Genomic DNA, 20,863 nt, shown 5'->3' on the forward strand with positions numbered 1-20,863 from the left:
TCTAGACTTGCACCACTTTGACGGACAGTAAATTACTGTCAGTCAAAAGAGGTGTGTTATGGGAATAACAAAGAAGAAACACTACGACAGCTACACATTGGCCTTTAAGGTCAAAGCGGTCAGAGAAAGTAAAAAACGAGGCGTTAAGGCCATAGATGTGGCGAACGCGCTTGGTATTCATCCGGTTATGTTGTATAGATGGCGACAGGAGTATAAGGAAGGTCGCCTATCGGAGAACAAGCATATGAAGGTGCCGGAGCCCCCACCTAAAAAATCTCGCGAAGACAGCGACAAGCTTAAAGTGGCCGAGAGGCGCATTAAGGAGCTTGAGAAACGCTTGGCGGCTAAGGAAGAAGAGGTCGTCATTTTAAAAAAGGCAAAGCGGTTCTTCTTGGAACAGCGCAAGAAAGATATGCGTTCATAGAGGAGAACCGCGACGTTCATAAAGTCGTGACGATGTGTGAACACCTTGATGTTTCGACCAGTGGTTACTATGACTGGCGCGAGAGGAAGCCGAGTGAGCGAGCCCAGTACGACGCTATCCTGGTGAGCCAGATATGTCGCATGCATGTTGGCCACCAAAAAAACTATGGCGCGATACGGGTGCACCCTTACTTAAGGGCGCGCGATTACGCCTGTAGTCGGCGCCGGATCAATCGCTTGATGAAGGCACATGGCATACGCTCTATTTATCATGCTCAGCGTCCGCGTCGTTACAAAGGAGCAAATGCTCCAGTATCGGATAACATATTGGCTGCTCGACCAAAAGCTGCGCAAGTAGGCGAAAGCTGGGCTGGAGACATGACCTATCTGAAGACGGCGGAAGGGGAGCTGTATATGGCTGCGGTCTTGGATCTCTACAATCGCAAGGTCGTTGGCTGGGGCTTTTCCTCAGCCCATAATAGTGATCTGGTTGAGGGCGCACTACAGATGGCGCTGGCGATGGAGGAGCGGCTTCCAGGTTGCATCTTCCACAGCGACCAAGGCTCAGAATATCGATCGGATGAGTATCGCAGGCTGCTTCAAGATTCAGATATGGTGAGCAGCATGAGCAGGGCTGGAGTGTCTACAGACATGCGTACGTAGAATCGTTCTTTAAAACGTTGAAAAATGAGCTGGTTCATCATTGGAAATTCAAAAGCAAGATAGAATGCGTTGCCCGAGTTGTTGATTACGTTGGGTTTTATAATAATAACCGCTTACACTCGGGTTTAGATTATGCAACACCAAATTCATATCAAGGGTGAATCAATAGGTGTCCGTGAAAGTGGTGCAAGTCCACTCGCTAACGCTCGCCTTTGCTACCGGCGTTATGTGACCAAGTTACCCACGAATAGTAGACACCCTGTATAGTTATATTAAGCCTATATGGAGGTGTCCTTATGGCACGCAAAAAGCATCAGCATTACACCGAAGAATTCCGTAAAGAAGCGATAAAGCGCTCTGAACAGCCGGGTGCTACCCAAGCTTCCGTTGCGAAGGAGCTTGGGATTAGTGCCCAGCAGATCGCCAACTGGAAGCGTCAACTCACCCGCCTATCTGATAAGCAATTCAATACCTTGGATGGTGTGGATTACTCGAAGAAAGAAAGTGAGGAGATGCGTGAACTACGGCGAGAGAATAAGCGCCTGAAAGAGGAGATGGAATTCTTAAAAAAGGTGTCTGCGTACTTCGCGAAAAACCAAGAGTGAAGTACGCATTGATTTTGGAGTATGTTGGCCAATACAGCATATCCCTGATGTGCGATGTACTAGGCGTACATAGATCTGGCTTCTATCGCTGGTGGGATGCTCCTAAAACCAAACGTGAGGCTCGTAAGGAAGAGTTAGGCGAACTGGTGAAAGACACCTTTGAGGAGTTTGAGGCTGCCTATGGAGCCCCAAGAATCGCTCAGGAGCTGAACGACCTAGGGCATAGGTGCTCAGTCAATTTTGTAGCCAAAATCATGCAGGAACAGGGTATTTTGGCCAGAAACGGCAAAGCCTTTAACTATGGCGGCCACGCATTAACGATGCACAATGTTGCGGACAACCTCCTTTGGCGCGACTTTTCGACTGACCGGCCGAATCAAAAATGGGTCACAGATATCACGTATGTTTGGGTGAAGAATCAGTGGCTATATCTGGCAACTGTAATGGATCTGTATTCCCGTCGGATTATTGGCTGGAGCCTCGATACCGGCATGACTGAGCAGCTCATAACGCGGGCAATGCAGATGGCGATTGATGCCAGAGGTGTGGCACCAGGTCTCATCGTCCATTCGGACCGAGGCACACAGTACCGCTCAAATAGCTACGTTGGCTTCTTGGAAAAGCACAAGATCACGCGCAGCATGAGTAGAAAGGGTAATTGTTGGGACAATGCAGTAATGGAGTCGTTCTATGCACGACTAAAGGTTGAGCTTATCTATGCCAAGAACTATCAGTCGATTGGTGAAGCTCGTTCGGGTATATTTGGGTACATTGAAGTCTTTTATAATCGCAAGAGAAGGCATTCAGCGAACGATGGGCTAAGTCCCGTTGATTTCGAAGAGAACGCAGCAATAGCTGCATAAGTAGAGTGTCTACTTTTTGTGGGGAACACCAGTGTAAGTAGAGATGAATGCACCAGTAAAAATTGTAATAGCGCTAGTGTCTCTGAATATGTTGCTAGGAGTTTTTACAGGGATAATAGATCTAAACCCATATGCAGCAGCTTTTCTCGGTGCAGGCTATTTTCTCGCTTACAACTTGCTTGTTTATGAATGGTGTGGTGCAAACTCCAATAGTAAAGGGCTACCGATTCCCTTTGGAGCTAAAACGCTTACTGTTGTATTTGCTCCTCTAGGATTGGCGTATTACTTCTTTAGGGTGTACGGTTTCTTGCGCGCAATAGGGGCGTATCTGTTGTCAGTAGTGGTAATCGTTGTTGTGGCTATTGCACCAAGCGTACCATTGCTAATATGGGGCAACACATAACAAGTGGCTTTTGTAAGCCGCAAAAATACATGCGGCGGGACGGCTCCGCTGTCGCTCCGCCGCCCCAAAGCCAGACGTTATTGAGCCTTTATTAATTTAGGTTCAATCAAGAAAGGATTGGATTCAAATGCGTGCCATTGTTCGGCGCGCCAGCATTAGGAATCGTGCTGTCATAAGTATCGCAGTTTCGTTCTTTGTGCCAGTAGGTAAATCCAATAGCCGGGCCGTACAGCACCTTGGATTGTGGCGTGCCCTTAAGTAAGTACAATGCTGGGTCAAGTACGGTATTCTTGTCCCATTGGTGGCCTTAAGCCGTTAAACGAACGCTGTAGGTTGTGCAGTGTAAAAGGCCAATAACAAGTGCAAGCAGCCGACTCGCTACGCTCTCGGCTGTTACAGGCGTTATGTTTCGGTCAGAAAATGAGAGTTTCTAAACTAATAATTTCAATAAGTATAATGGTTTGCATGTTTTTGCCATTATCTCAGTGCTCTGTGGGAACAGTGGTAGAGATGGAAAGCGAAGGAGAGTTGATCCATAAAGAGCAGCGAAGCACCAGCAAAACTGTCATCGCTGTCGAGAATGCGTTTCAGGGAGAAGGTGGGTATTGGCTAGTGCTAACTTTTCTAATGCCTCTAATAATTTGTGCGCATATTTTTCGCAAAAGAGAAATTAGGCGCTGGGAGCTAGCATTGCAAACTGTACTATGTGGGTGGCTGGGTTTCGTAATATATTCGGTGGTCTATTCACCCTTTCATACACCTCTGTGGGGCGGGTACTTACTAAGTATTGCATTTGCAGCATATTTGCTCGTTACAATTTTAGAGTGGCGCAAAAACATAACAATGTTATCAACCTGATGCCTCATACTCCGCGCCTTTTTGGGGTGGCTACGCCACCTTACCCCAAAAAAGCCACTCCATATGCGGCACAGGTTATAACGGTGTTATAAATTTTAGGACAAATAGATGAGTAATATCGCAAATGCGCTTCTGGGTGTCATGGGTTGGTTAGAAATCCTTGAGGCTGAAGAGTTAGACGAAGATATGATAGTAAAAATACAAGAAGAGTTGGCATCTGCATTCGCAGAGTTCACTGAACAGGAGCGTGAGATCATGCGAGTTCAAGCTAATTCATGTCTTAAAGAATCCGTAGAGGTTAATTCTCCCCCTGATTGGATTAACTTTTATAAAAATGTTGTTTCCAACTATGGGTTGGAAGACTAATTTATAACAAAGGCAGGCAAAGTAGGCCGCGAAAAGCGCGGCCCGGACTCGCTGTCGCTCGCCTTTGCTGCCGGCGTTAACACGAAAAAGGAAGATTCGTTGATCATAGCTTTTAATGTGGCAATCATGTCTTTCGTTTTGGTTTGCTTTACTAAGCACATAGGGCTCTATCGTAGATTAGTAGAGTCATTAGATCTGCGCGGATTGGAAATTTCTTCATTTAGAATTGGGTTTCTAAACTATGGAACATTCGGTTGTATATTCAAGCTAAAAGATATCAATCGGATGCTGGGGTCAGAACTAAGCGAAAATGAAAGACGTTTAATGTTTGAGTCAAAAAGGGCTTATTCATTTGCCACAGCTGGTTTAGTTGGCATGGTGTGTTTATGGGTGGTTGCGGTTTCAATTGGTGCAATCAATTAAAGTGTTAACAAGTGGCTTTTGGTGGCCGCACAAAATACGTGCGGCGGGACGGCTCCGCTGTCGCTCCGCCGCCCCAAAGCCAGGCGTTATGTTGGCAAGTGATCTATGGAGCAGATTGAGAGATGGGCGCTGATAGAAGCTGAATTGATGGCGGCCTTTGTGTTACTACCTGAGACTACAGTCGAATCAGATTGCGGATATAGAAAAGACGATTTCTTGAGTTACATTAAAGCAAATGAGTTACTTTTAGCGATGGAAGAGCTAGATGGTGTAATCGAAGATAACCCATCACCATCAAGTACATTCTGGCTTCACCTAATTAACGCTTCCAAGCTCATGGATTGCCGCCACTTAGAAAGATACGAGCTTATACTAAATGCAACATAACAAGCGCATCTTGGGCGCCGCTGTAAAACGCGGCGGGACGGCTACGCTGTCGCTCCGCCGCCCCAAATGCGGGCGTTAAATTTCTATGAGTAAGAATAAATTTCGAGCCACTATTGTACTTTCATTATTAGTAGCGGTAGTAGCTGGTGTATATGACTATGTTTGGCCAGACCCCTTCGCGGATCAGGCCCTCAATTACGTTGCTGAGATCGAACCAGTACTAGAGGGAGGGGCACTCATTGTTGTTACTATCCTTGGTTTCATTGCAGGGATAATGGCAATTGTCTCGTTTATTGGCCTTCTTTTATTCAAGTCTTGGGCAAGGCACATATATTTAGCGGGGTTCGTAGTTGCGTTCTCCCTTTATCCTTTTTTTGGGGTTATGGTAACTAGCGGTATCAGCCAAATTTTTTATGACCTTTCTATGGTTTTGTCTGGTGTAGTTATAGCTTTAGCATATTACTCGCCGGTAGCGAGGCACTATGAGGGTTAAATTTAACAAGGGCAGGCAAAATGGGCCGCAAAAAGCGCGGCCCGGATTCGCTATCGCTCGCCTTTGCTGCCGGCGTTATTGAGCCTTTATTAATTTAGAGGCTGGCAAGAAAGGATTAGATTCAGATGCGTGCCATTGTTCGGCGCGCCAGCATCAAGGAGTGTGCTGTCATCAGCATTGCAGTTTCGTTCCTGGTGCCAGTAGTTAGGCCTAATAGCCGGGTCGTACGGCACGCAGTAGTGTGGTGTGCCACTAAGCAAGTACAAAGCTGGGTCAAGTGCGGTATTCTTGTCCCATTGGTGGCCATAAGCTGTTAAACCTACGCTGTAGGATATTCAGTGCAAAAGGCCAATAACAAGCAAAAGCAAACCGACGCGCAAACAGCGCGCGCGGTTGCTTTAGGCGTTAAATATCCAAGTGATTATCGTGCGAAAAAGAACAGTCATTATTACGGTATCTGTAATTTTTGCTTTGGTGTTAATACCAGTGGGGATCTATTATTTCGCGATATATAGCCTCTTTGGCGGAGGTGGTCCTTCACCAAACCTAGTTCTTGTGGTGTCATCTAATGAATATGAAGTGACCAATGTAATCGATGCAATCGACAACATTGGTAGTACGCTAGGTCCAAGACAAAACAGAAAAGATCCCACCGAGGGAGATCGGTTCTTTTACTATAAACATGCTTATTGGTATCCATCGAATGGCTCAGATACCTATGGAATCGCTCTAGTCGAGTGGGATACCACTACATGGGAAAATGATAAACAGCAAATGGGTGGTCGCTACTTTATAGATGTTTATTCCGAGGAAAAAGAATGTTCTCTATGTGATCAGCTAAGGGCAGCTCTTTTTCAAGCTCAGGTCAAATTTAAATCACCTTGTGAAATTCAGAGTGATTTAACCGAATATGAGCGTATTAGGTGTGACATTTAACAATGCCATCAAAAATCGTGCACGCTGTGCGTTGGACTCGCAGCGAGTTGATCGCCTTTTATGGCGGCGTTAGATTGCTATGCATATATTGAGAATTCTCGCGATATCGTTACTCGTAAGTCATGCTTAGCCAGAAAAATGCCCTCATGATCAGGGTGTTTAGTATCCACATATCGAATCGCCAAGAGTAACGGAATAAGAGAGGGTGCAGTAAAGATTCAGTATACTGTCCTTTCAACTGGTTTAGTCAGTGGGATCGAAGTAATGGAATTAACTGGAGATCCGAGGTGGATTCAGGCAGTAACTAGCACCGTGCAGCGCTGGAAGTACAAGGCATCTCCAAAAGAGTAAAGAACAAGAGTTCAGGTTTCATGCAGTGCTCGAACCGTAGGTCGCAATCTAACAAATTGCTCAAGTTCACTCCGGCCGAAAAAACGTGGCCTGCGCTGGATAGCCTAGGCTGCGCTTCGGTGCCCCCTTGCAACGGCGTTAGCCATTATTAGGTAGAGGCGAAAAATGAATACGAAATGGGCGGTTTTTTCTTTAACCCTGATACTCACTGGTTGTATTAGTAATGATATACACAGAAATTATAGGGACAGCACTAGAATAAGCATTTACGACACTTCGTGCAAACAACCATTCCTATTGACCAAGGGGTGTTTGAAGGAGGGTGATGCAGACGATAAGTATCGGCTGGTTAGGGCCTCCATACCTGTGACGACCAGTGGCTCAAAATACTATATTTCTTCAACAGAAGATGGCAGAACAATATATATTGGCTTTTTAGCGTTAGAGGGATTCGGAAGATCATACGCAGAAGGATACACGTTTGGTGCGCTTGATCATAAAAGAGACATACTCAATAACGCTATCGATAGTATAAAAGCTTTGATCAGTTCGTCTGGTGCAGAGCGATTTGAAGTCATTCCTGTAACGAACTTCTCTCAAATTGATGGGTACTTTATTACAAGCGATACTGATATCTATAGCTTGCTTATTAGATAAAGATTATCAAGAGTGTCATGTGCGCACGCATAAAGCGGCCGCTGGGGCGGCTGCCCTAAATGCCAGCCGGCCCATGCTCATGTGCTGGCACCACAAAAGCTAAAGCTGCCTCCTAGGGGAAATTTGATCGTGGAGGGCATTTGCAGTGGGGTAACCTCGCCAGTCAAAGACATTTTTGATTGTCGCTAGAGATTGTGCCCAAAGAATTTGCGCGTAGGCTATACACCTTGTCACGATGCTTACTAGGTGGTTCGGCAAAACAAACACAGATTTTGTAGTAAACTGATTTCTCCTACCCTCGCCAGAATCGTTACACAATGGGCACAGACTACATCGCGTCTATCAGCTTTACCTTGGGTGTCATAGCGCCCATCTTCCTTATTGTGCTTGTCGGTCTCTTGCTGCGGCGCACGGGTCAGATCACCCCGGATTTTATCGCTGTTGCTTCTAAGCTGGTGTTCAATATTTGTTTGCCGCTTCTGATGTTTATCGCTATTACCGAAAGCGATGTGCAATTTGCCCAGAGTTGGCGGTTAGCGGTGTTTTCGGCTGTGTTTGCGGCTTGTTCATTTTTTGTTGCCTGGTTTGTTGCGGGCTGGGCCGGTGTTGCCCCGGTAGATCGCGGTGTGGCGGTACAAAGTGCATTCAGAAGTAACCTGGGCATTATTGGCATTGCGCTATGCGCGAATGCTTATGGCCAGGCAGGCTTGGCGGTGGGCGCGTTGATTCTGGCGGCGGTGACACCCTTGTATAACGTTTTTTCAATCTATGCGTTAACGCGTTGCTCTGACGCGGACAAGTCCATTAACTGGCTTTCGCTGACCATAAACATTGTTAAAAACCCCTTGGTGATGTCGATTTTATTGGCATTTGTCTGTGTGGCGTTGAACTGGCGACTACCTGCAATTGTGCACGACGCCGGCAGTTACCTCAGCCGGATGACGCTGCCTTTGGCGCTGCTCACCATTGGTGGCAGTTTGTCGTTAACGGCGTTGAAAGCGTCGTCGAGGCTGTCCACTGTTGTGGTGTTCAGTAAATTGGTGGTGGTGCCATTAGCGGTGGGTGCCGGTGCCTGGTGGTTTGGTTTCAGGGGTATAGAGCTGGGTTGTCTGGTGCTGATGTTTGCCAGCCCAACGGCTGCCGCCGCGTTCGTGATGGCGCGTGCCATTGGCGGCAATGCGGCGCTGGCGTCGAATACGATTGCACTGAGTACGCTGCTCAGTCTGGTTACGTTGAGCGTATACCTCTATTGGTTGGTCGCCATGGGCGCTGTTACCGGTTAGCGGGCCGGTGCGAGCCACTGTTGTAATTGGCTGCTGATGTCCCGGATTTCTTCCAGACATACTTCATGTGCCATGGGGTAGCTGACATACGTTGGCTGTAAACCCTTGTCACTGAGCTGGCGTCGGGCGGCTATGCCCATGGCTTCCGGCACCACGTCGTCGTGAGTGCCGTGGAATATGGCTACCGGAATGTCGGCATTAGCGCCGTTGGGTTCGACGGTTGTATGGGTGGCGAAGTAGGTGGAAAGGCCCATCACGCCCGCCAAAGGCTGGGGAAATTGCAGGGCGCAATGGTAGGCCACGGCGCCACCCTGGGAGAAGCCCATGACAATTATCCGCCGGCTGTCGATGCCCTGCGCAATCTGGCTTTGGATCAGCGCCGCAATGCCATCACTGGATTGCTGAATCTGTTGTTGGTCAATCTTGCGTTCAAAATCCATGGCCAGAATGTCGTACCAGGCGGGCATCACGTAGCCGCCGTTAATCGTCACCGGCCGGCTGGGCGCATGGGGAAACAAAAACCGCACGGCCAGATCTTGTGGCAGCTGCAGGTGCGGCACAATGGGCTCAAAGTCATGGCCCGAGGCGCCGAGGCCGTGCAGCCAGATGACGGCGGCGGTGGGGTTGGGACCGGTTTCAACGACGAGGGGCTTATTCATATATACTGCGCTTGTTTTACTGCTGGATGGCGTTTGTGTCACATCATACTCAATTTACCAGTGCATTTGGCGGCTTATCCCTGTTCCGCTACAGCCGCAGCCGGACCCGTACAGAGGCTAACCTGCAAGCGTGGGATGCGGCCGATACGCTGCTGTTGGCGCATCTGGCCAAGCAATCCACCTTGGGGCGGGTATTGGTGCTGAATGACAGCAGCGGTGCCTTGGTGTGCGCATTAGCCCAGAGCGGCCGCGCAGAGGCCATTACCAGCGCGGGGGATTCCTGGGTGGCACAGCGCGCGGCAGAGGAAAATCTGGCGCGCAACGGCCTGACCGGCGTGAACTTTTGCTCAAGTATCGATCTGCCCGATGGCCCGGTGGATACATTGTTGATCAAATTGCCCAAGGCGCTGCGTTTGTTGGCGGATCAACTGTGTCGTTATCGCGCCCTGTTACATCAAAACACGCAAGTGATATTTGCCGGTATGGTCAAGCATATGAGTGCGGGCCACTTCACTACCATTGAATCGTTACTCGGCCCCACCACCACGTCACTGGCAGAGAAAAAAGCGCGGCTGATTTTTGCCCCGGTGGCGTTGCCTGCATCGCCGTTACCTGCGCCTGTGCAATACCAGTACCAGGGCCTGCCACTTATCGCCCTGGCCAATGTATTCAGTGGCGAATCACTGGACATTGGCGCACGCTGCCTGCTCAAACATTTTCCCGAACAGTTGCCGGGACCACGGGTGGCAGACCTGGGCTGTGGCAATGGCATTCTGGGTTTGTGGGCGGCAAAAAAACTTCCAGACGCGCGCGTGGATTTTTATGACGAATCCATGATGGCGGTTGCCAGTGCAGAACAGAATGCCGCGGCCTGGGGGCTGGCAGATCGCTGCCGCGCCATTTGTGGCGACGGCATGGCACTGGCGGAAGACGAGACCTACGATGTGATTCTGTGCAATCCGCCGTTTCATCAACAACAGGTGGTGGGGGATTTTATTGCCCGGCAGATGTTCCATGACGCGCGCCGCTGCTTGCGGGCGGGCGGCGAGCTGTGGGTGGTGGCCAACCGGCACATGAACTATCACCAAAGCCTGAAGCGGTTGTTCGGCGATTGCACTACCCGCAGCGACGACACGAAGTTTGTGGTGCTGACCTCGGTAAAAGCGTGATGGCGTGTCCCAAGTGCCATTATCAGCGTAAACCCACCGATCAGGGACATCCGGATCTTTGCCCGGCCTGCGGCATTGCGATCAATAAGTGGCGCCCGGCGGATGAGCCAGAAACCGCTGTGCGCACGGTTGAGGCGCGGCCGGGTCTGGTCGAAACACTGTTAGTGCCAGCCCGCGACGGATTTTTGTGGCCACGTGCGGGCTTGTGGCTGGCGTTACTCTTGTGGACCGGTTGGTTTGCAATGCACGGCATCGATTGGGAAGTGATTGGTGGTTCCTTCATGCATAACATCAATCTGCCGTTTCACGAATTCGGCCACGTTGCGTTTTCGCCCTTTGGCCGGTTTATGGCGATACTGGGTGGCAGCCTGTTCCAGCTGATATTGCCCTTGGGGCTGGCGGCGGCGTTTGTGTTGCAGCAGCACAATAATTTCGCCGGCAGTGTATGTTGCTGGTGGTGTGGCCAGAGTTTTGTGGATCTGGCGCCGTATATTCAGGATGCGCCATACCGGGCGTTGCCCTTGGTGGCGGGTATGGGCGAAGAGGCGCACGACTGGGGCAATTTATTGACCATGACCCATAGTTTGCATTGGGCGAAGCCCCTGGCAAACATCAGCTTTTTTGTCGGGTTAGTTTTGATGGGATTGGCGCTTTACTGGGGCTACCAGTTATTGCGTAAACAAAAACAAGCGGAGGCTGTATGAGTATTGCAATCGGGTGTTTGATTCTGGCGGCGGCATTGATTTATATCGCCAAAATTCCGGTGGCGGTAGCCATGGCCAAACTCGATGGTCGCTACGATAATCACCATCCCCGGGCGCAACAAGCCCGGCTTACGGGATTTGGCGCACGGGCGCTGGCGGCTCACCAGAATGCCATTGAAGCGTTTCCACTGTTTGCGGCCGGGGTCCTGGCCGCACTCTGGGCGGGGGCGGCACTGGAAACAGTGAACACCTTGTGTATCGTGTTCATCGTCGCACGGGTGATTTATATGGTGTTGTACTGGATGGACCTGGACAAGCTCCGGTCCACGGTCTGGTTCGTGGGGTTAATTGCGAGCTTCTGGCTTATGGCGTTAGCGGTCTGAGTCACAAGAAACGCGGAAATAGAGGGCACTATGGCATCGTTGCAGGAACAATTGCTGAAAGCAGGCTTGGCCGACAAAAAGAAGGCCAAGGAAATTAACAAGCAAAAACGCAAAGACAAACAGGTCGCACGGCGCAGTACCGACGCGCCTGTGGACGAGATAAAAGCGGCGGCAGAAGCGGCGCGTTTGCAAAAAGTCGAGAAAGACCGGGCGCTCAATGCCGAGCGGGACGCACTGGCACAGGAAAAGGCCATCGCGGCACAAATCCGGCAATTGATTGTTACCAATCGTCAGTCCAAGAAAGGCGGCGAGCTGGCATACAACTTTACCCACGGCAAAAAGATCAAAAAAATCTACGTTACGGAAGAATTGCAAAAACACCTGATTGCCGGACGGCTGGTGATTGCCATGCTGGACGAGCAGGCGGAAATCGTGCCGCGGGTGATCGGCGAAAAAATTGCCGAACGCAATGCCGACCTGGTGATTTTACCCGCGCAGGCTGCCGAGGTGCAGGAAGATGATCCCTATGCGGATTATCAGATCCCGGACGATCTGATGTGGTAAAGCTGTCAGCAGTGCTGGTCCAGTAAAAGGGTGTTGCCGTCCGGGTCTGTCAACGTGAGGCTGGCCGGCCCCTGCGAGTTGGGATCGACTTCCGAATCCAGCGCAATGCCCGCCGCTTTCAGTGCGGCCTGAATGTCCCGTATATCGGGGGCGTCCGGATTTTCCGTGCAGTCCTGATGCCAGCGTGGGTTGAAGGTGAGTATGTTGTTGTCGAACATGCCCTGAAACAGGCCAATCACGTGCTGGCCATTCTTCATAATCAGCCAGTTTTGCGCGATGTCGCCAGCGATCTCGTTAAAACCCAATGCCGAGTAAAACTGCCTGGAGGCGTGAATATCTTTGACCGCCAGGCTGACAGAAAATGCGCCTAAATCCATCGTGGTTCTCCTCCTGATTAGCGAAAGGCGCCTCAGCGCCCTTGGTGTTCTTTAACGATACCCTGCCAGGTTTTTTCGATAGCCGGTACCAGGTCCTCGAACGCGGCGCGTTCGGTGATGACCCGCATGTCATCCACGGCATCGGTGGTGCTCCAGACACTGGCAGCTTTGCTTTCTTTGGCAGTTGCTTCGGCAATGCCATAGAGAAATTCTGTGCGCACATCGAACAATGCCGCGGTGGCGGTGGTTGTCACCGATACGTCTTTGTTTTTCAGAAAGCCAAGGGCAATAGTATTGAGTGGCGCAAATTTTTGTTCGCCAGCGTGGAAGCTGGTATCAAAGGTATATATTAGCAGCACATCCGCGCGCAGGCGGGCGGCGGCCTGGCGGAGATCCTTGATGGAGTCCAGCCGGGTGGGCAGTAAAATCTGGTTGATCGGTGCCACGCCGCGCACGCCGGGCATTTGGTTCAGGCGCTCGATATCCGTTTCGGACTCTGCTTCCCGCGTGGTCATGACGCTGTAGCGGCCGTGACCGTAGCTGGCTTGTTTGTAATTCTGGTAGCCGGTGGCCTGAATGCGTGCAATGGCGATGTTGGCGGGGAAATTGGCGGCGGGTTGTTTTGACATCACTTCATTGATGTCATTGTCGGCCAGCTCGTTGAGCGGCGCACTGCCGCCGGGGGTGGTGTAAGACGCGCAGCCGGCCAGACCCGCGAGCACTAACAGACTGAGAAACAAAGCTTTCATTGCGTGGTTCCTTGAGCAATAGACGGCCTGCCAGAGTCTACACCCACTTGGCGGGTGCTCCAACCAAGGGGACAAATTGTCGTAAGTGTTGTGACACATCAGGTATTGGCCGCACGGGGCGTTATAATCGGCGTTTGTCTTCAACGCCTTGGTCAGGCAGGTGGAATTGATGAAGTCCGAATCGGAAATGATCGCTGCGGTGACACAGTGGGTAGAGGACGTGGTCATTGGCCTCAACCTGTGCCCGTTTGCACGCAAGCCCCAGCGGGCGGGCCTGGTGCGCTATCAGGTGTCGGGCGCCCGGGACGAAGAAGCACTTCTGGCCGACATGGCCTACGAGTGCGGATTACTCGCCGAACTGCCGGCCAGTGAACTCGAAACCACCCTGATCATTGTGCCCGGATGCCTGGCGGCGTTTGAGGACTACAACCAGTTTCTGGATCTGGCCGAGGCGCTGATTGCGCATTTGGGTTATACCGGTGAATTTCAGTTGGCGAGCTTTCACCCGGATTACCAGTTCGCCGGCACCGAGCCCGGGGATGCGGAAAATCTCACCAATCGCGCGCCCTATCCGGTATTGCACCTGATTCGGGAAGCGTCGATTGAGAAAGTCCTGGCGCACTATCCGGATCCTGAAGCCATACCCGAACACAATATCCGGCGCGTGTCCGCGCTGAGCGCAGACGAACGCGCGCGGCTCTTTCCGTATTTATTCGGTGGCCATTTGTCGGGTGGATAGCCGGCATTGAGACGCGCTGGCTGCAATGTGTATTCAAGCCGGTAAAGTAGGGCCATTGCTATTGCCTGAACCCTGGAGGATGTGAACATGACAGATCGGTTAACGCGGGGCGAAGCCATTCGCCGGCAAGTCATGGGGGACGCGCATGTAGATCGTTCGCTTAACAAGGTGTCGGACTTTGACCGCGATCTTCAACGCTACGTGATGGAGTCCGCCTGGGGCAGTGTCTGGGATCGCGACAGCGCGGTGTTGCCGCGCAAGACGCGTAGCCTGATGACTCTGAGTATGTTGATTGCGCTGCGCGCTACTGAAGAATTGAAGGGGCATGTGCGGGGCGCAATTAACAACGGTTGCTCCGAAGCGGAAATCCGCGAAGTCATTTTGCATTCGGCGGCCTACTGTGGTTGTCCCGCAGCGTTGGCGGCGAGCAGGGCGGCCGCGGAGGTGTTGGCCGAGCTGAAGTCAGCCTGACCCGGTCAGGCGAGGGGGCCGCGTTGCGCCCCCTGTGTCTCAATATCAGTTGCCGTCGGCACCTTCAACGGGGCCTTCTTCCTCGGCCGCCTGTGAAGCGGCAGCGCCTTCATACGTGCAATCCCAGCCCCAACCGCGCAGTTTGTCGGCAAAGCTATCGGCCTGGGCTTCACAGTAGCCGGCTTCATTCTGGGCCCGCCACAAGGTCTCTGAGCTGCCTTCCTTGGTGTACACCACTTCACAGGGGACTACCTGCCCCGGTGTGGTGTAAACCACGGCTACGCTGCGCTCATTGCCACCATTGGTGCAGGTGTAGTTGTTGGCCAGGGCGCTGGAGGCCAATCCCATCATGATCAGTGCGCTGATTGTTTTCATAGTGATGTCCTTGGTGTTGTTGCAGGTTCTGAGCCTCAGGCCGGGCTGTCGAACAGGGTGGGGTGCTCATTCAGGGCCTGATGCAAATTGAATTTACCTAACACACGGTAGGCGTCGAAATGCATCTCGTCAAAAAACTGGTCTGCGGTGCTGTCGTTGGGAAAGGCGTTGTCTGTGAGTGCAAAACTCTTGAGCAGCGTGGGGCTTTCAGGCGTGAGCAGGCTCTTCACGTAGATCAACACACCCTCTTTACCAGAGGCATAGTGAATGCGGCCGGTGGCAAAACAGCTGGCATGTTCATTGCCTTTTTTGCTCATCAGTTCGTCCACATCAATTTTGATCAGGCAATCAAAATCCGCTATGGCGTGCTGAATCAGCAACTGCAAATCGGACAAATTGGTTTCAGGGTCGGCACCGGCATCGCCGGCGATTATCACCGGCAGCTCGCGGCGCAATAATTCATACACGCCGAGGTTTTCGAAGTGGCCGCCATCGGTGAGGTGAATGTTGCTTTCCGTTTCACTCATGCCGATGCCAAACATTTCACGAAAAATCAGCCAGTAAGGCATGTGGCTGAAGCGGGCGCCGGCGGCGCGCGGTGCTTTGGTCCAGAAGCCCAAGCGGAAATTCAGCAGCGCCATCAGAAAGCTTAGCGCCCAGTTCGCGGTTTGCGCGGTACCCGGGTCCACGGCGGCACCGGAGGTGGTCATGGATTCGCCCAGGGTCATACGGCCAGACTGAAAAACTTCGCTCTTGGCAAACCCGGTCACGGGCGAGCCGCAGTAAAGCGGTGACAGGGTAAAACTGGCGCCGAGCCGATCGCGCCACAAGCGCTTTTTGGAATTGCGGGTGGTGAGTGTGGTATTGATCAGCGGCAGGGGTGCACCGGTTTCGGGGTTGAGGTTGCACAACAGCATATCGCCGGAATGGTCCCGGTCGTTGCCTTCCTTGCGCACAAAAAACGCATTGCACAAACGGGCCAGGTAGTAGCTGTGCATACTGGTGCGGTTAATGCTCGCGAAGGCGGCCAGCACCAGCGCAATACTGAGCCATATCCAGAAGCCGGTGGTTTCCACCAGCCCCATGTGAAACACCAGGTGATAACACAAGGCGGTGATGCCGTAGAGCAACAGGGTAATGCCCATCATGGCGAGCTTCGGGCGCAGTGCCCCGAATCTGAGCGCCGTGGCGCCGCCCACCAACGGCAACAGGTAGCTCATGTGTTTGCCAAGGGTCTCGATGGATTCTTCGCCGGCCATGGCCACCAGCATGTCGCCCAGTTGTGCCACCATGGGCAGGCTGCCAATCAGCCCCAGCACCAATGCTGCGGTGAGCAGATTGCCCATCCAGCGCCGGGGAGCAAAATTGTGACTGTGTATGCGCTGGCGCCAGAACGCCATGGTGGGAATCACCAGCAGGTAGAGCCCCAGGAAAAATCCGCTGAAACCAAGCGCAAGCAGGTAGCCCACGTGGCCTTCGATCTGATCCGCGCCCGGCATATGCCAGCCCTGGGGCCAGTCCACGGCGGCATGGGGCAGGCCAAACAGCCAGATCACAAACAACAATACCGGCAATACGATGAGCAAGTTGAATAGCGTACTGGCCAGCAGGGCCGCGAACAGCGTCATGCTGTTCACGCCTTTGCCGTCGATCAGGTATTTGCCGTGCGCGCGCAGCCAGCCCAGCACATTGCCGCCATTGGCGCGCTGACTGAACAGGTGGTCGTCGTCGGCGGTTTCGGCCTGATGCTTTAACCACTGGAAGCAGCTGCCGGTATAGCCGCCACCGGACACGGTGGACAGGTAATCCACCTGTTTCATCTTGCCGGCCTCAATCAGCGCTTCCAGAAAACCCAGATGAAAGCAGGCCGAGCGGATACCGCCGCCGGAAAACGCCACGCCCACGCGGGGTTTTGCCGGCGCAACGCCGGCCTTCTGCCGGCGTTGTTCAATCCAGCGGCTTTCGGCCGCACTCACATCGTCGAAGTTATGGGTTTCGCTCATGAAGCGTAATCCGCCAAACAGCTTTTTGATGGTTGGAACTGATAACCCACCGGGTTGTCGCGGTGTTGTTTCAGGTACTCAATCAGTGCCATGCGTTGTTCATGAGTGAATACAGGACCGATCACGCCCTTCGGTAATGGGTTGGCTTTGTAGTTGCTTTTGTACGCGCTCCATTGTTCCGGCGTGGCGGCAAAGGCGTGGCCGGTGTTGTGGTTGCCAGTGATGCTGGTGTCAAACCAGAAGCCGTTGTTTTCCTGATCGGGCAATGGTTCGTGTTCGTAGCCGAGTTTGACCGGGTCGTAGTCGCGGCGGCCTACAAAAAATTTCGTGGTGCGCTCGGCCGGGGGTACCAGCATTTCATAAATGTTGGGCACGGAACCGTTGTGCAGGAAGGGTGGGCTGGCCCACACACCGGCGAGGGGACGGGGTTTGTAGCCCGGCAATTGCTGGGGCAGGTCGAGCGTGCCGAAGCCTTCCAGACACATGATCTGCTCGTAGCTCAGGTTGTTGTCCTGGTAGTAACGGTTTTTGATCAACAAACCAATTACGTTCAGGCCCAGACCTTCGGTGATCGCAGCCGGGTCGATGGAGGCCAGCGTTTGTTCGATGTTTTGTTGGGCGAAATTGAGATCCCACCACAGGGCATTAATCTGGCACTGGGTGCTGCAGCTCAATTGCTTGTAGGGTGATTTCGCTGCGCTCAGTTTGTAAGAGGGCTTGAGCTCAAACTGATCCAGTACCGCTTTGATGGCCGGCGCAGGCGACGGTTGGAAACCGTTGTCGGCGAGGGTATCGGGTACCGGGAAGCCGGCGGCCAGTGTGGTGAAGGCCGCGCGCGCGTCTTCACTCAGTTTTTCGCTTTCGGCCAACGCCTGCAGACGTGCCAGCATGTCGCGCGCCAGTTGGCGTTGCAGCAGCGGATTCAGTTCGCGTTTGATGGTGTCGCGGGTGATCCCGGCCGGGGTCAGGTCGTAGGTTTTGTCGATGAACCCGCGCGCGGCGGTGGGGTCGGTGCCGATATGGTCCAGATCGATCACTTCAATCAGCCACTGATCTTCCACGTTGGTTTTCAATGGCGCCTCGGCCATCTGCCGGGGTTTGCTGGATACGTGCGGGCCGTGGCACTCCACGCAATGGTTTTCAAACAGGGCTTCGCCCTGTGCGGCCAGGTCGTGATCAATGGCGCCAAACAGGGCTTCCGGCCACTCGGGCTCCTGCAGGGTCTGCAGTGTGTGCTCGATTTTTTCAATGTCGGCGATCAGTACCGAGCTGCGGAACTGTTCGCTTGCCGGTAACGGCTCGCCTTCGGGCGTAGTGAGCGGAATGACCGCACCAACACCCAATGCTTCGCCCACATTGCGCGCCAACGGCTGGGCTACGGAGCCGTTGTACTGCACCCAGTTGAACTTCCAGATATTCCACAGGAAGGGGTAGCTCACCGGGGCTTCTGACACCTGCATGTTGGATTCGATCAGGTGATCACCGAACAGGGTGTTGGCAATGCGCCCCAACGCGTCGGTGCGTCCATAGCCTTCCCGGGTGGGGTAAAAGTGGGCCAGCGGGTTATTTTGTTTGATCTCCACAAACGCTTTTACCGTGTCAAACAACTCGGCTTTGAGTTTGTCTTTGTCGCCGCCATCTGCGAGTACCTTGTCCGCAAAGCGATTGAATTTCATCGGGTTGGCCCAGGTTTCCACCAGTGCGGTAATCAGACTGGGACCGAAGGTGCCACGGTTGAGGTCGGTAAAGGCGTGCATGGCCTGGCCACCATCCACTCGCACAGCGTAATTAATACCGTCTTTCTTGTAGTGCAGTTCACCCATGTGACAGGCGGCGCAGGAAATATCCAATACGTCTTCGCCCAGATCCTGATTGAAATGCTTGGTAAAGCCTACCGGCAGATGATCCGGGTTGGCACTGCTGGCGACCGGGTCCACAATGAATTTGAACCGGCGCATGTTGGCCGGGTCGGCAAAACGCTGTTCGGACAGCGGCATTTCCAGATTGATAAACCAGTTGTACCGCAACGCGGTCAGGTTTGCACCCTGCGGCACGGAGGTGCCTTGCGGTGTGTAGTAGTAGGTATCGCGTTCGGCCTGGGTCCAGTTCTGGTTCAGGTACACGGTTTTTTGCGTGACTTCTTCCGGCGGTTGCAGGCTTTTAGAGGTCTCCACAAAAAAGACGAAGCCGCCGACGACCAGCGCCGCCGCTGCAAAGCCCAGAATGAGCAACCACTTGATGAGTTTTATGATCCCTTTCATGGGTGTATTCCTGTCAGTGGGTGTGATTAAAGTGATTTGAGGTATTCGATAAGTGCGCGTTTATCTTCCGGGCTCAGGTGCGTGCCAAACAGGTGGCCGGCATTGCTGTTGCCTGGCAAGCGGGTGTCGAAGTCGCTGACCTGATCGGCCGCCAGCACCTCGTCCGACAAACCGACATTGACCGGATCGAACTCGACTTTGCCCACGGCGAACTGGGTCCGTCGTTTTTCCGGCGACAGCATTTCTGCCAGTGTCGGGACAGAGCCATTGTGCAGGTAAGGTGCGGATGCCCAGATGCCGGATAAAGGCCGCGCTTTGTAATAGCGCGGATCTTCATCAATCGGCGCATCCTTGACCTTATGCGCACTCAGTACCCCTTGCATGGTGGCGGCCAACGGGTGATCCAGCAATGCGCCGATGGTGGCGTGGGCCACCAGCTTGATGGCCGGTGCGGTTGCACCGAATTCCGGGCCAGCGGCAAACAGCAGTTTGCGGCCTTCAAAGTCGCCGGTTTGTGCCTGATTGCCGAGGAAGTTATCCACCATGGTGGGGTCGGTGCCCACCTGGTCAAGGCTGACTTTGGTGGCCTTGATCATGCGGTCGGGGTCGTTACGGTCCGACAGAGCATGACAAGCCAGACAGTTTTCGGCGTACAGGGTTTTGCCCTGCGTCACGAGATCGGAGTTGAGCGCACCCAATACCTGGGTTGGCCACTGCGGCGAGGTGAGTTTATACCAGCGATCCTGAATGGGACCGAGGTTGTTGATTTCGATGCTGGATTTGTAGCCCAGGCCATGATCGTTGTGGTGAATGTCCAGATCACCAAAGACCGCGAGGGCGGTGGTGGCATTCTGAATGAGTGGACCGGGGCCGGCATTGGGAGCGGAGGCGTTCCACTGCACCAGATCCATGTGCGGGGCATCCCACAGTACCGGATAACTCACCGGGGCGTCGGGGTCGCGGCGGTTTTCCTCAATGCCCAGAAAGGACACGGTTACGGCGTTGAATATCTGCCCGAACGCATCCAGTCGCCCGCGACCGTAATGGCTGTCGGTGCGATTGATGTGCTGGCGTTTGATCAGCGATTGGGTCCACTGGCTCACCTGTTCCCGCAGCGCAGGCTCCGCTTCGCCTACGGCCTGGGCAAAGCGGCTGAATTTTTCGTTGTCGCGCAAGGTGGCATTGAGCGCATCGATGACACTTTGTTCGAACAGCTGGAATTCCAGCATGGCCTGGCCGCCATCAATGTGGATTTGCTGATTCTGGTAGTAGACCTGACCCGAGTGACAGGCAGAGCAGCCAAGCCCGACCCAGGCGTGACCGTCGCGCGGCGGCGTGACAGTAATGCCAATGGGAAAATTGTCCGGGTTGGTGTCGCTCGCGCCGGAAAATGCGAAACCGAAACGACTCAGATTTTCTTCACTGGCAAAGGGCGATGTGTCATTGGCGCGTTCGAGCGCCTTGAACCAGGTGTCAGGCAATACGCGCGAGCCGAAGGTGGTAAACCAGGAAAATTCCCGGTCGGCATCGGTCCAGTTCTGGTCCAGCAACAGCATGCCGGTGTCGGTGTGAGTGGATGGTGTTTCAGGTGTGGAAGGGTTACAGGCGGCGAGCAAACCCGCAACCGCAAAGAGCAGCACCCCGTTCTGCCCTGGCAATGTGTTCACAATATGTCCTTGTGGCCTTGGCGGCTGAAAG

General features: G+C 53.1%; 26 protein-coding genes and 1 pseudogene. 20 read left to right on the forward strand and 7 right to left on the reverse strand.

Annotated elements, in window-relative coordinates:
• Nucleotides 1–58: 58 nt before the first annotated feature.
• From M5M_RS13700 to M5M_RS13740, 14 genes and pseudogenes are all read left to right on the forward strand, one after another.
• Complete coding sequence (locus M5M_RS13700) at nt 59–424, forward strand: transposase (protein WP_015047689.1); 366 nt, start codon at nt 59–61, stop codon at nt 422–424.
• Nucleotides 421–1,086: an IS3 family transposase gene (locus tag M5M_RS20395; protein WP_244431095.1), complete on the forward strand. Its 666-nt coding sequence runs from the start codon at nt 421–423 to the stop codon at nt 1,084–1,086. The genes M5M_RS13700 and M5M_RS20395 overlap by 4 nt, the downstream gene beginning before the upstream one ends.
• A gap of 11 nt (nt 1,087–1,097) precedes the next feature.
• Nucleotides 1,098–1,247, forward strand: a pseudogene (locus tag M5M_RS21075) (IS3 family transposase); the annotation flags it as partial.
• 135 nt (nt 1,248–1,382) lie between these two features.
• Nucleotides 1,383–1,691 carry a transposase gene (locus tag M5M_RS13710; protein WP_015047685.1) on the forward strand — a complete coding sequence of 103 codons (309 nt, stop codon included), beginning with the start codon at nt 1,383–1,385 and terminating at the stop codon, nt 1,689–1,691.
• Complete coding sequence (locus M5M_RS13715) at nt 1,688–2,554, forward strand: IS3 family transposase (RefSeq protein WP_015048083.1); 867 nt, start codon at nt 1,688–1,690, stop codon at nt 2,552–2,554. Before M5M_RS13710 ends, M5M_RS13715 begins: the two co-directional genes overlap by 4 nt.
• 43 nt (nt 2,555–2,597) lie before the next feature.
• On the forward strand, nt 2,598–2,957 hold the full coding sequence (locus M5M_RS20225) for a hypothetical protein (RefSeq protein ID WP_144062462.1): 360 nt from the start codon (nt 2,598–2,600) through the stop codon (nt 2,955–2,957).
• Nucleotides 2,958–3,923: 966 nt separating this feature from the next.
• On the forward strand, nt 3,924–4,181 hold the full coding sequence (locus M5M_RS13720) for a hypothetical protein (RefSeq protein ID WP_015047991.1): 258 nt from the start codon (nt 3,924–3,926) through the stop codon (nt 4,179–4,181).
• A 99-nt stretch (nt 4,182–4,280) separates the two neighbouring features.
• Nucleotides 4,281–4,604, forward strand: a complete 324-nt coding sequence (locus tag M5M_RS20230; RefSeq protein ID WP_144062463.1) for a hypothetical protein — start codon at nt 4,281–4,283, stop codon at nt 4,602–4,604.
• A 105-nt stretch (nt 4,605–4,709) separates the two neighbouring features.
• Nucleotides 4,710–4,991 carry a hypothetical protein gene (locus tag M5M_RS13725; protein WP_015047693.1) on the forward strand — a complete coding sequence of 94 codons (282 nt, stop codon included), beginning with the start codon at nt 4,710–4,712 and terminating at the stop codon, nt 4,989–4,991.
• Between the two features lie 85 nt (nt 4,992–5,076).
• Entirely contained in the window at nt 5,077–5,484 is a 408-nt protein-coding gene (locus tag M5M_RS13730; protein WP_015048088.1) for a hypothetical protein, read from the forward strand.
• Between the two features lie 426 nt (nt 5,485–5,910).
• Nucleotides 5,911–6,420 (forward strand): hypothetical protein, encoded by a 510-nt coding sequence (locus M5M_RS20235; protein WP_144062464.1) that lies wholly within the window; start codon nt 5,911–5,913, stop codon nt 6,418–6,420.
• Nucleotides 6,421–6,597: 177 nt separating this feature from the next.
• A complete protein-coding gene (locus tag M5M_RS21080) occupies nt 6,598–6,771 on the forward strand; it encodes an energy transducer TonB (protein WP_081640187.1) in 174 nt (57 codons plus the stop codon).
• Between the two features lie 165 nt (nt 6,772–6,936).
• Nucleotides 6,937–7,428, forward strand: coding sequence for a hypothetical protein (locus M5M_RS13735; RefSeq protein ID WP_015048089.1), 492 nt, complete (start codon nt 6,937–6,939; stop codon nt 7,426–7,428).
• Nucleotides 7,429–7,745: 317 nt separating this feature from the next.
• Nucleotides 7,746–8,711: an AEC family transporter gene (locus M5M_RS13740; protein WP_015048090.1), complete on the forward strand. Its 966-nt coding sequence runs from the start codon at nt 7,746–7,748 to the stop codon at nt 8,709–8,711.
• Here the strand turns inward: M5M_RS13740 and M5M_RS13745 are convergent.
• Entirely contained in the window at nt 8,708–9,370 is a 663-nt protein-coding gene (locus M5M_RS13745; RefSeq protein WP_015048091.1) for an alpha/beta hydrolase, read from the reverse strand. The two genes, M5M_RS13740 and M5M_RS13745, sit on opposite strands and share 4 nt — an antisense overlap.
• A 35-nt stretch (nt 9,371–9,405) precedes the next feature.
• Here M5M_RS13745 and M5M_RS13750 point away from each other — a divergent pair, with 35 nt between their 5' ends.
• Genes M5M_RS13750 through M5M_RS13765 form a run of 4 tightly spaced genes read left to right on the forward strand, consistent with a single transcriptional unit; the run spans nt 9,406 to nt 12,190 of the window.
• Nucleotides 9,406–10,539, forward strand: a complete 1,134-nt coding sequence (locus tag M5M_RS13750) for a methyltransferase (RefSeq protein WP_162141171.1) — start codon at nt 9,406–9,408, stop codon at nt 10,537–10,539.
• Nucleotides 10,539–11,243 (forward strand): hypothetical protein, encoded by a 705-nt coding sequence (locus tag M5M_RS13755; protein ID WP_015048094.1) that lies wholly within the window; start codon nt 10,539–10,541, stop codon nt 11,241–11,243. The genes M5M_RS13750 and M5M_RS13755 overlap by 1 nt, the downstream gene beginning before the upstream one ends.
• Nucleotides 11,240–11,626 (forward strand): MAPEG family protein, encoded by a 387-nt coding sequence (locus M5M_RS13760; RefSeq protein ID WP_015048095.1) that lies wholly within the window; start codon nt 11,240–11,242, stop codon nt 11,624–11,626. The genes M5M_RS13755 and M5M_RS13760 overlap by 4 nt, the downstream gene beginning before the upstream one ends.
• 30 nt (nt 11,627–11,656) lie before the next feature.
• Nucleotides 11,657–12,190 carry a DUF2058 domain-containing protein gene (locus M5M_RS13765; RefSeq protein ID WP_016389552.1) on the forward strand — a complete coding sequence of 178 codons (534 nt, stop codon included), beginning with the start codon at nt 11,657–11,659 and terminating at the stop codon, nt 12,188–12,190.
• 5 nt (nt 12,191–12,195) lie between these two features.
• Here M5M_RS13765 and M5M_RS13770 read toward each other — a convergent pair whose 3' ends face one another.
• Nucleotides 12,196–12,567, reverse strand: coding sequence for a VOC family protein (locus M5M_RS13770; protein WP_015048097.1), 372 nt, complete (start codon nt 12,565–12,567; stop codon nt 12,196–12,198).
• Nucleotides 12,568–12,599: 32 nt separating this feature from the next.
• The gene (locus M5M_RS13775; protein ID WP_015048098.1) at nt 12,600–13,316 is read right to left on the reverse strand and encodes a hypothetical protein; all 717 of its coding nucleotides are present in this window, start codon (nt 13,314–13,316) and stop codon (nt 12,600–12,602) included.
• A 169-nt stretch (nt 13,317–13,485) separates the two neighbouring features.
• On the opposite strand from M5M_RS13775, the gene M5M_RS13780 reads away from it, so the two are divergent.
• Nucleotides 13,486–14,055 (forward strand): DUF1415 domain-containing protein, encoded by a 570-nt coding sequence (locus M5M_RS13780; protein ID WP_015048099.1) that lies wholly within the window; start codon nt 13,486–13,488, stop codon nt 14,053–14,055.
• 87 nt (nt 14,056–14,142) lie between these two features.
• Nucleotides 14,143–14,526 carry a carboxymuconolactone decarboxylase family protein gene (locus M5M_RS13785; protein WP_015048100.1) on the forward strand — a complete coding sequence of 128 codons (384 nt, stop codon included), beginning with the start codon at nt 14,143–14,145 and terminating at the stop codon, nt 14,524–14,526.
• Nucleotides 14,527–14,571: 45 nt separating this feature from the next.
• Here M5M_RS13785 and M5M_RS13790 read toward each other — a convergent pair whose 3' ends face one another.
• From M5M_RS13790 to M5M_RS13805, 4 genes are read right to left on the reverse strand one after another with little or no spacing between them, the layout of a single operon-like run.
• Nucleotides 14,572–14,901, reverse strand: coding sequence for a hypothetical protein (locus M5M_RS13790; protein ID WP_015048101.1), 330 nt, complete (start codon nt 14,899–14,901; stop codon nt 14,572–14,574).
• A gap of 35 nt (nt 14,902–14,936) precedes the next feature.
• Nucleotides 14,937–16,904: a patatin-like phospholipase family protein gene (locus M5M_RS13795; RefSeq protein ID WP_015048102.1), complete on the reverse strand. Its 1,968-nt coding sequence runs from the start codon at nt 16,902–16,904 to the stop codon at nt 14,937–14,939.
• Nucleotides 16,901–19,165, reverse strand: a complete 2,265-nt coding sequence (locus M5M_RS13800; RefSeq protein WP_015048103.1) for a di-heme-cytochrome C peroxidase — start codon at nt 19,163–19,165, stop codon at nt 16,901–16,903. Before M5M_RS13800 ends, M5M_RS13795 begins: the two co-directional genes overlap by 4 nt.
• A 26-nt stretch (nt 19,166–19,191) precedes the next feature.
• Nucleotides 19,192–20,832, reverse strand: coding sequence for a di-heme-cytochrome C peroxidase (locus M5M_RS13805; protein WP_144062465.1), 1,641 nt, complete (start codon nt 20,830–20,832; stop codon nt 19,192–19,194).
• Between the last annotated feature and the right edge of the window lie 31 nt (nt 20,833–20,863).

This window comes from Simiduia agarivorans SA1 = DSM 21679 (genome assembly GCF_000305785.2).
GTDB lineage: Bacteria > Pseudomonadota > Gammaproteobacteria > Pseudomonadales > Cellvibrionaceae > Simiduia > Simiduia agarivorans.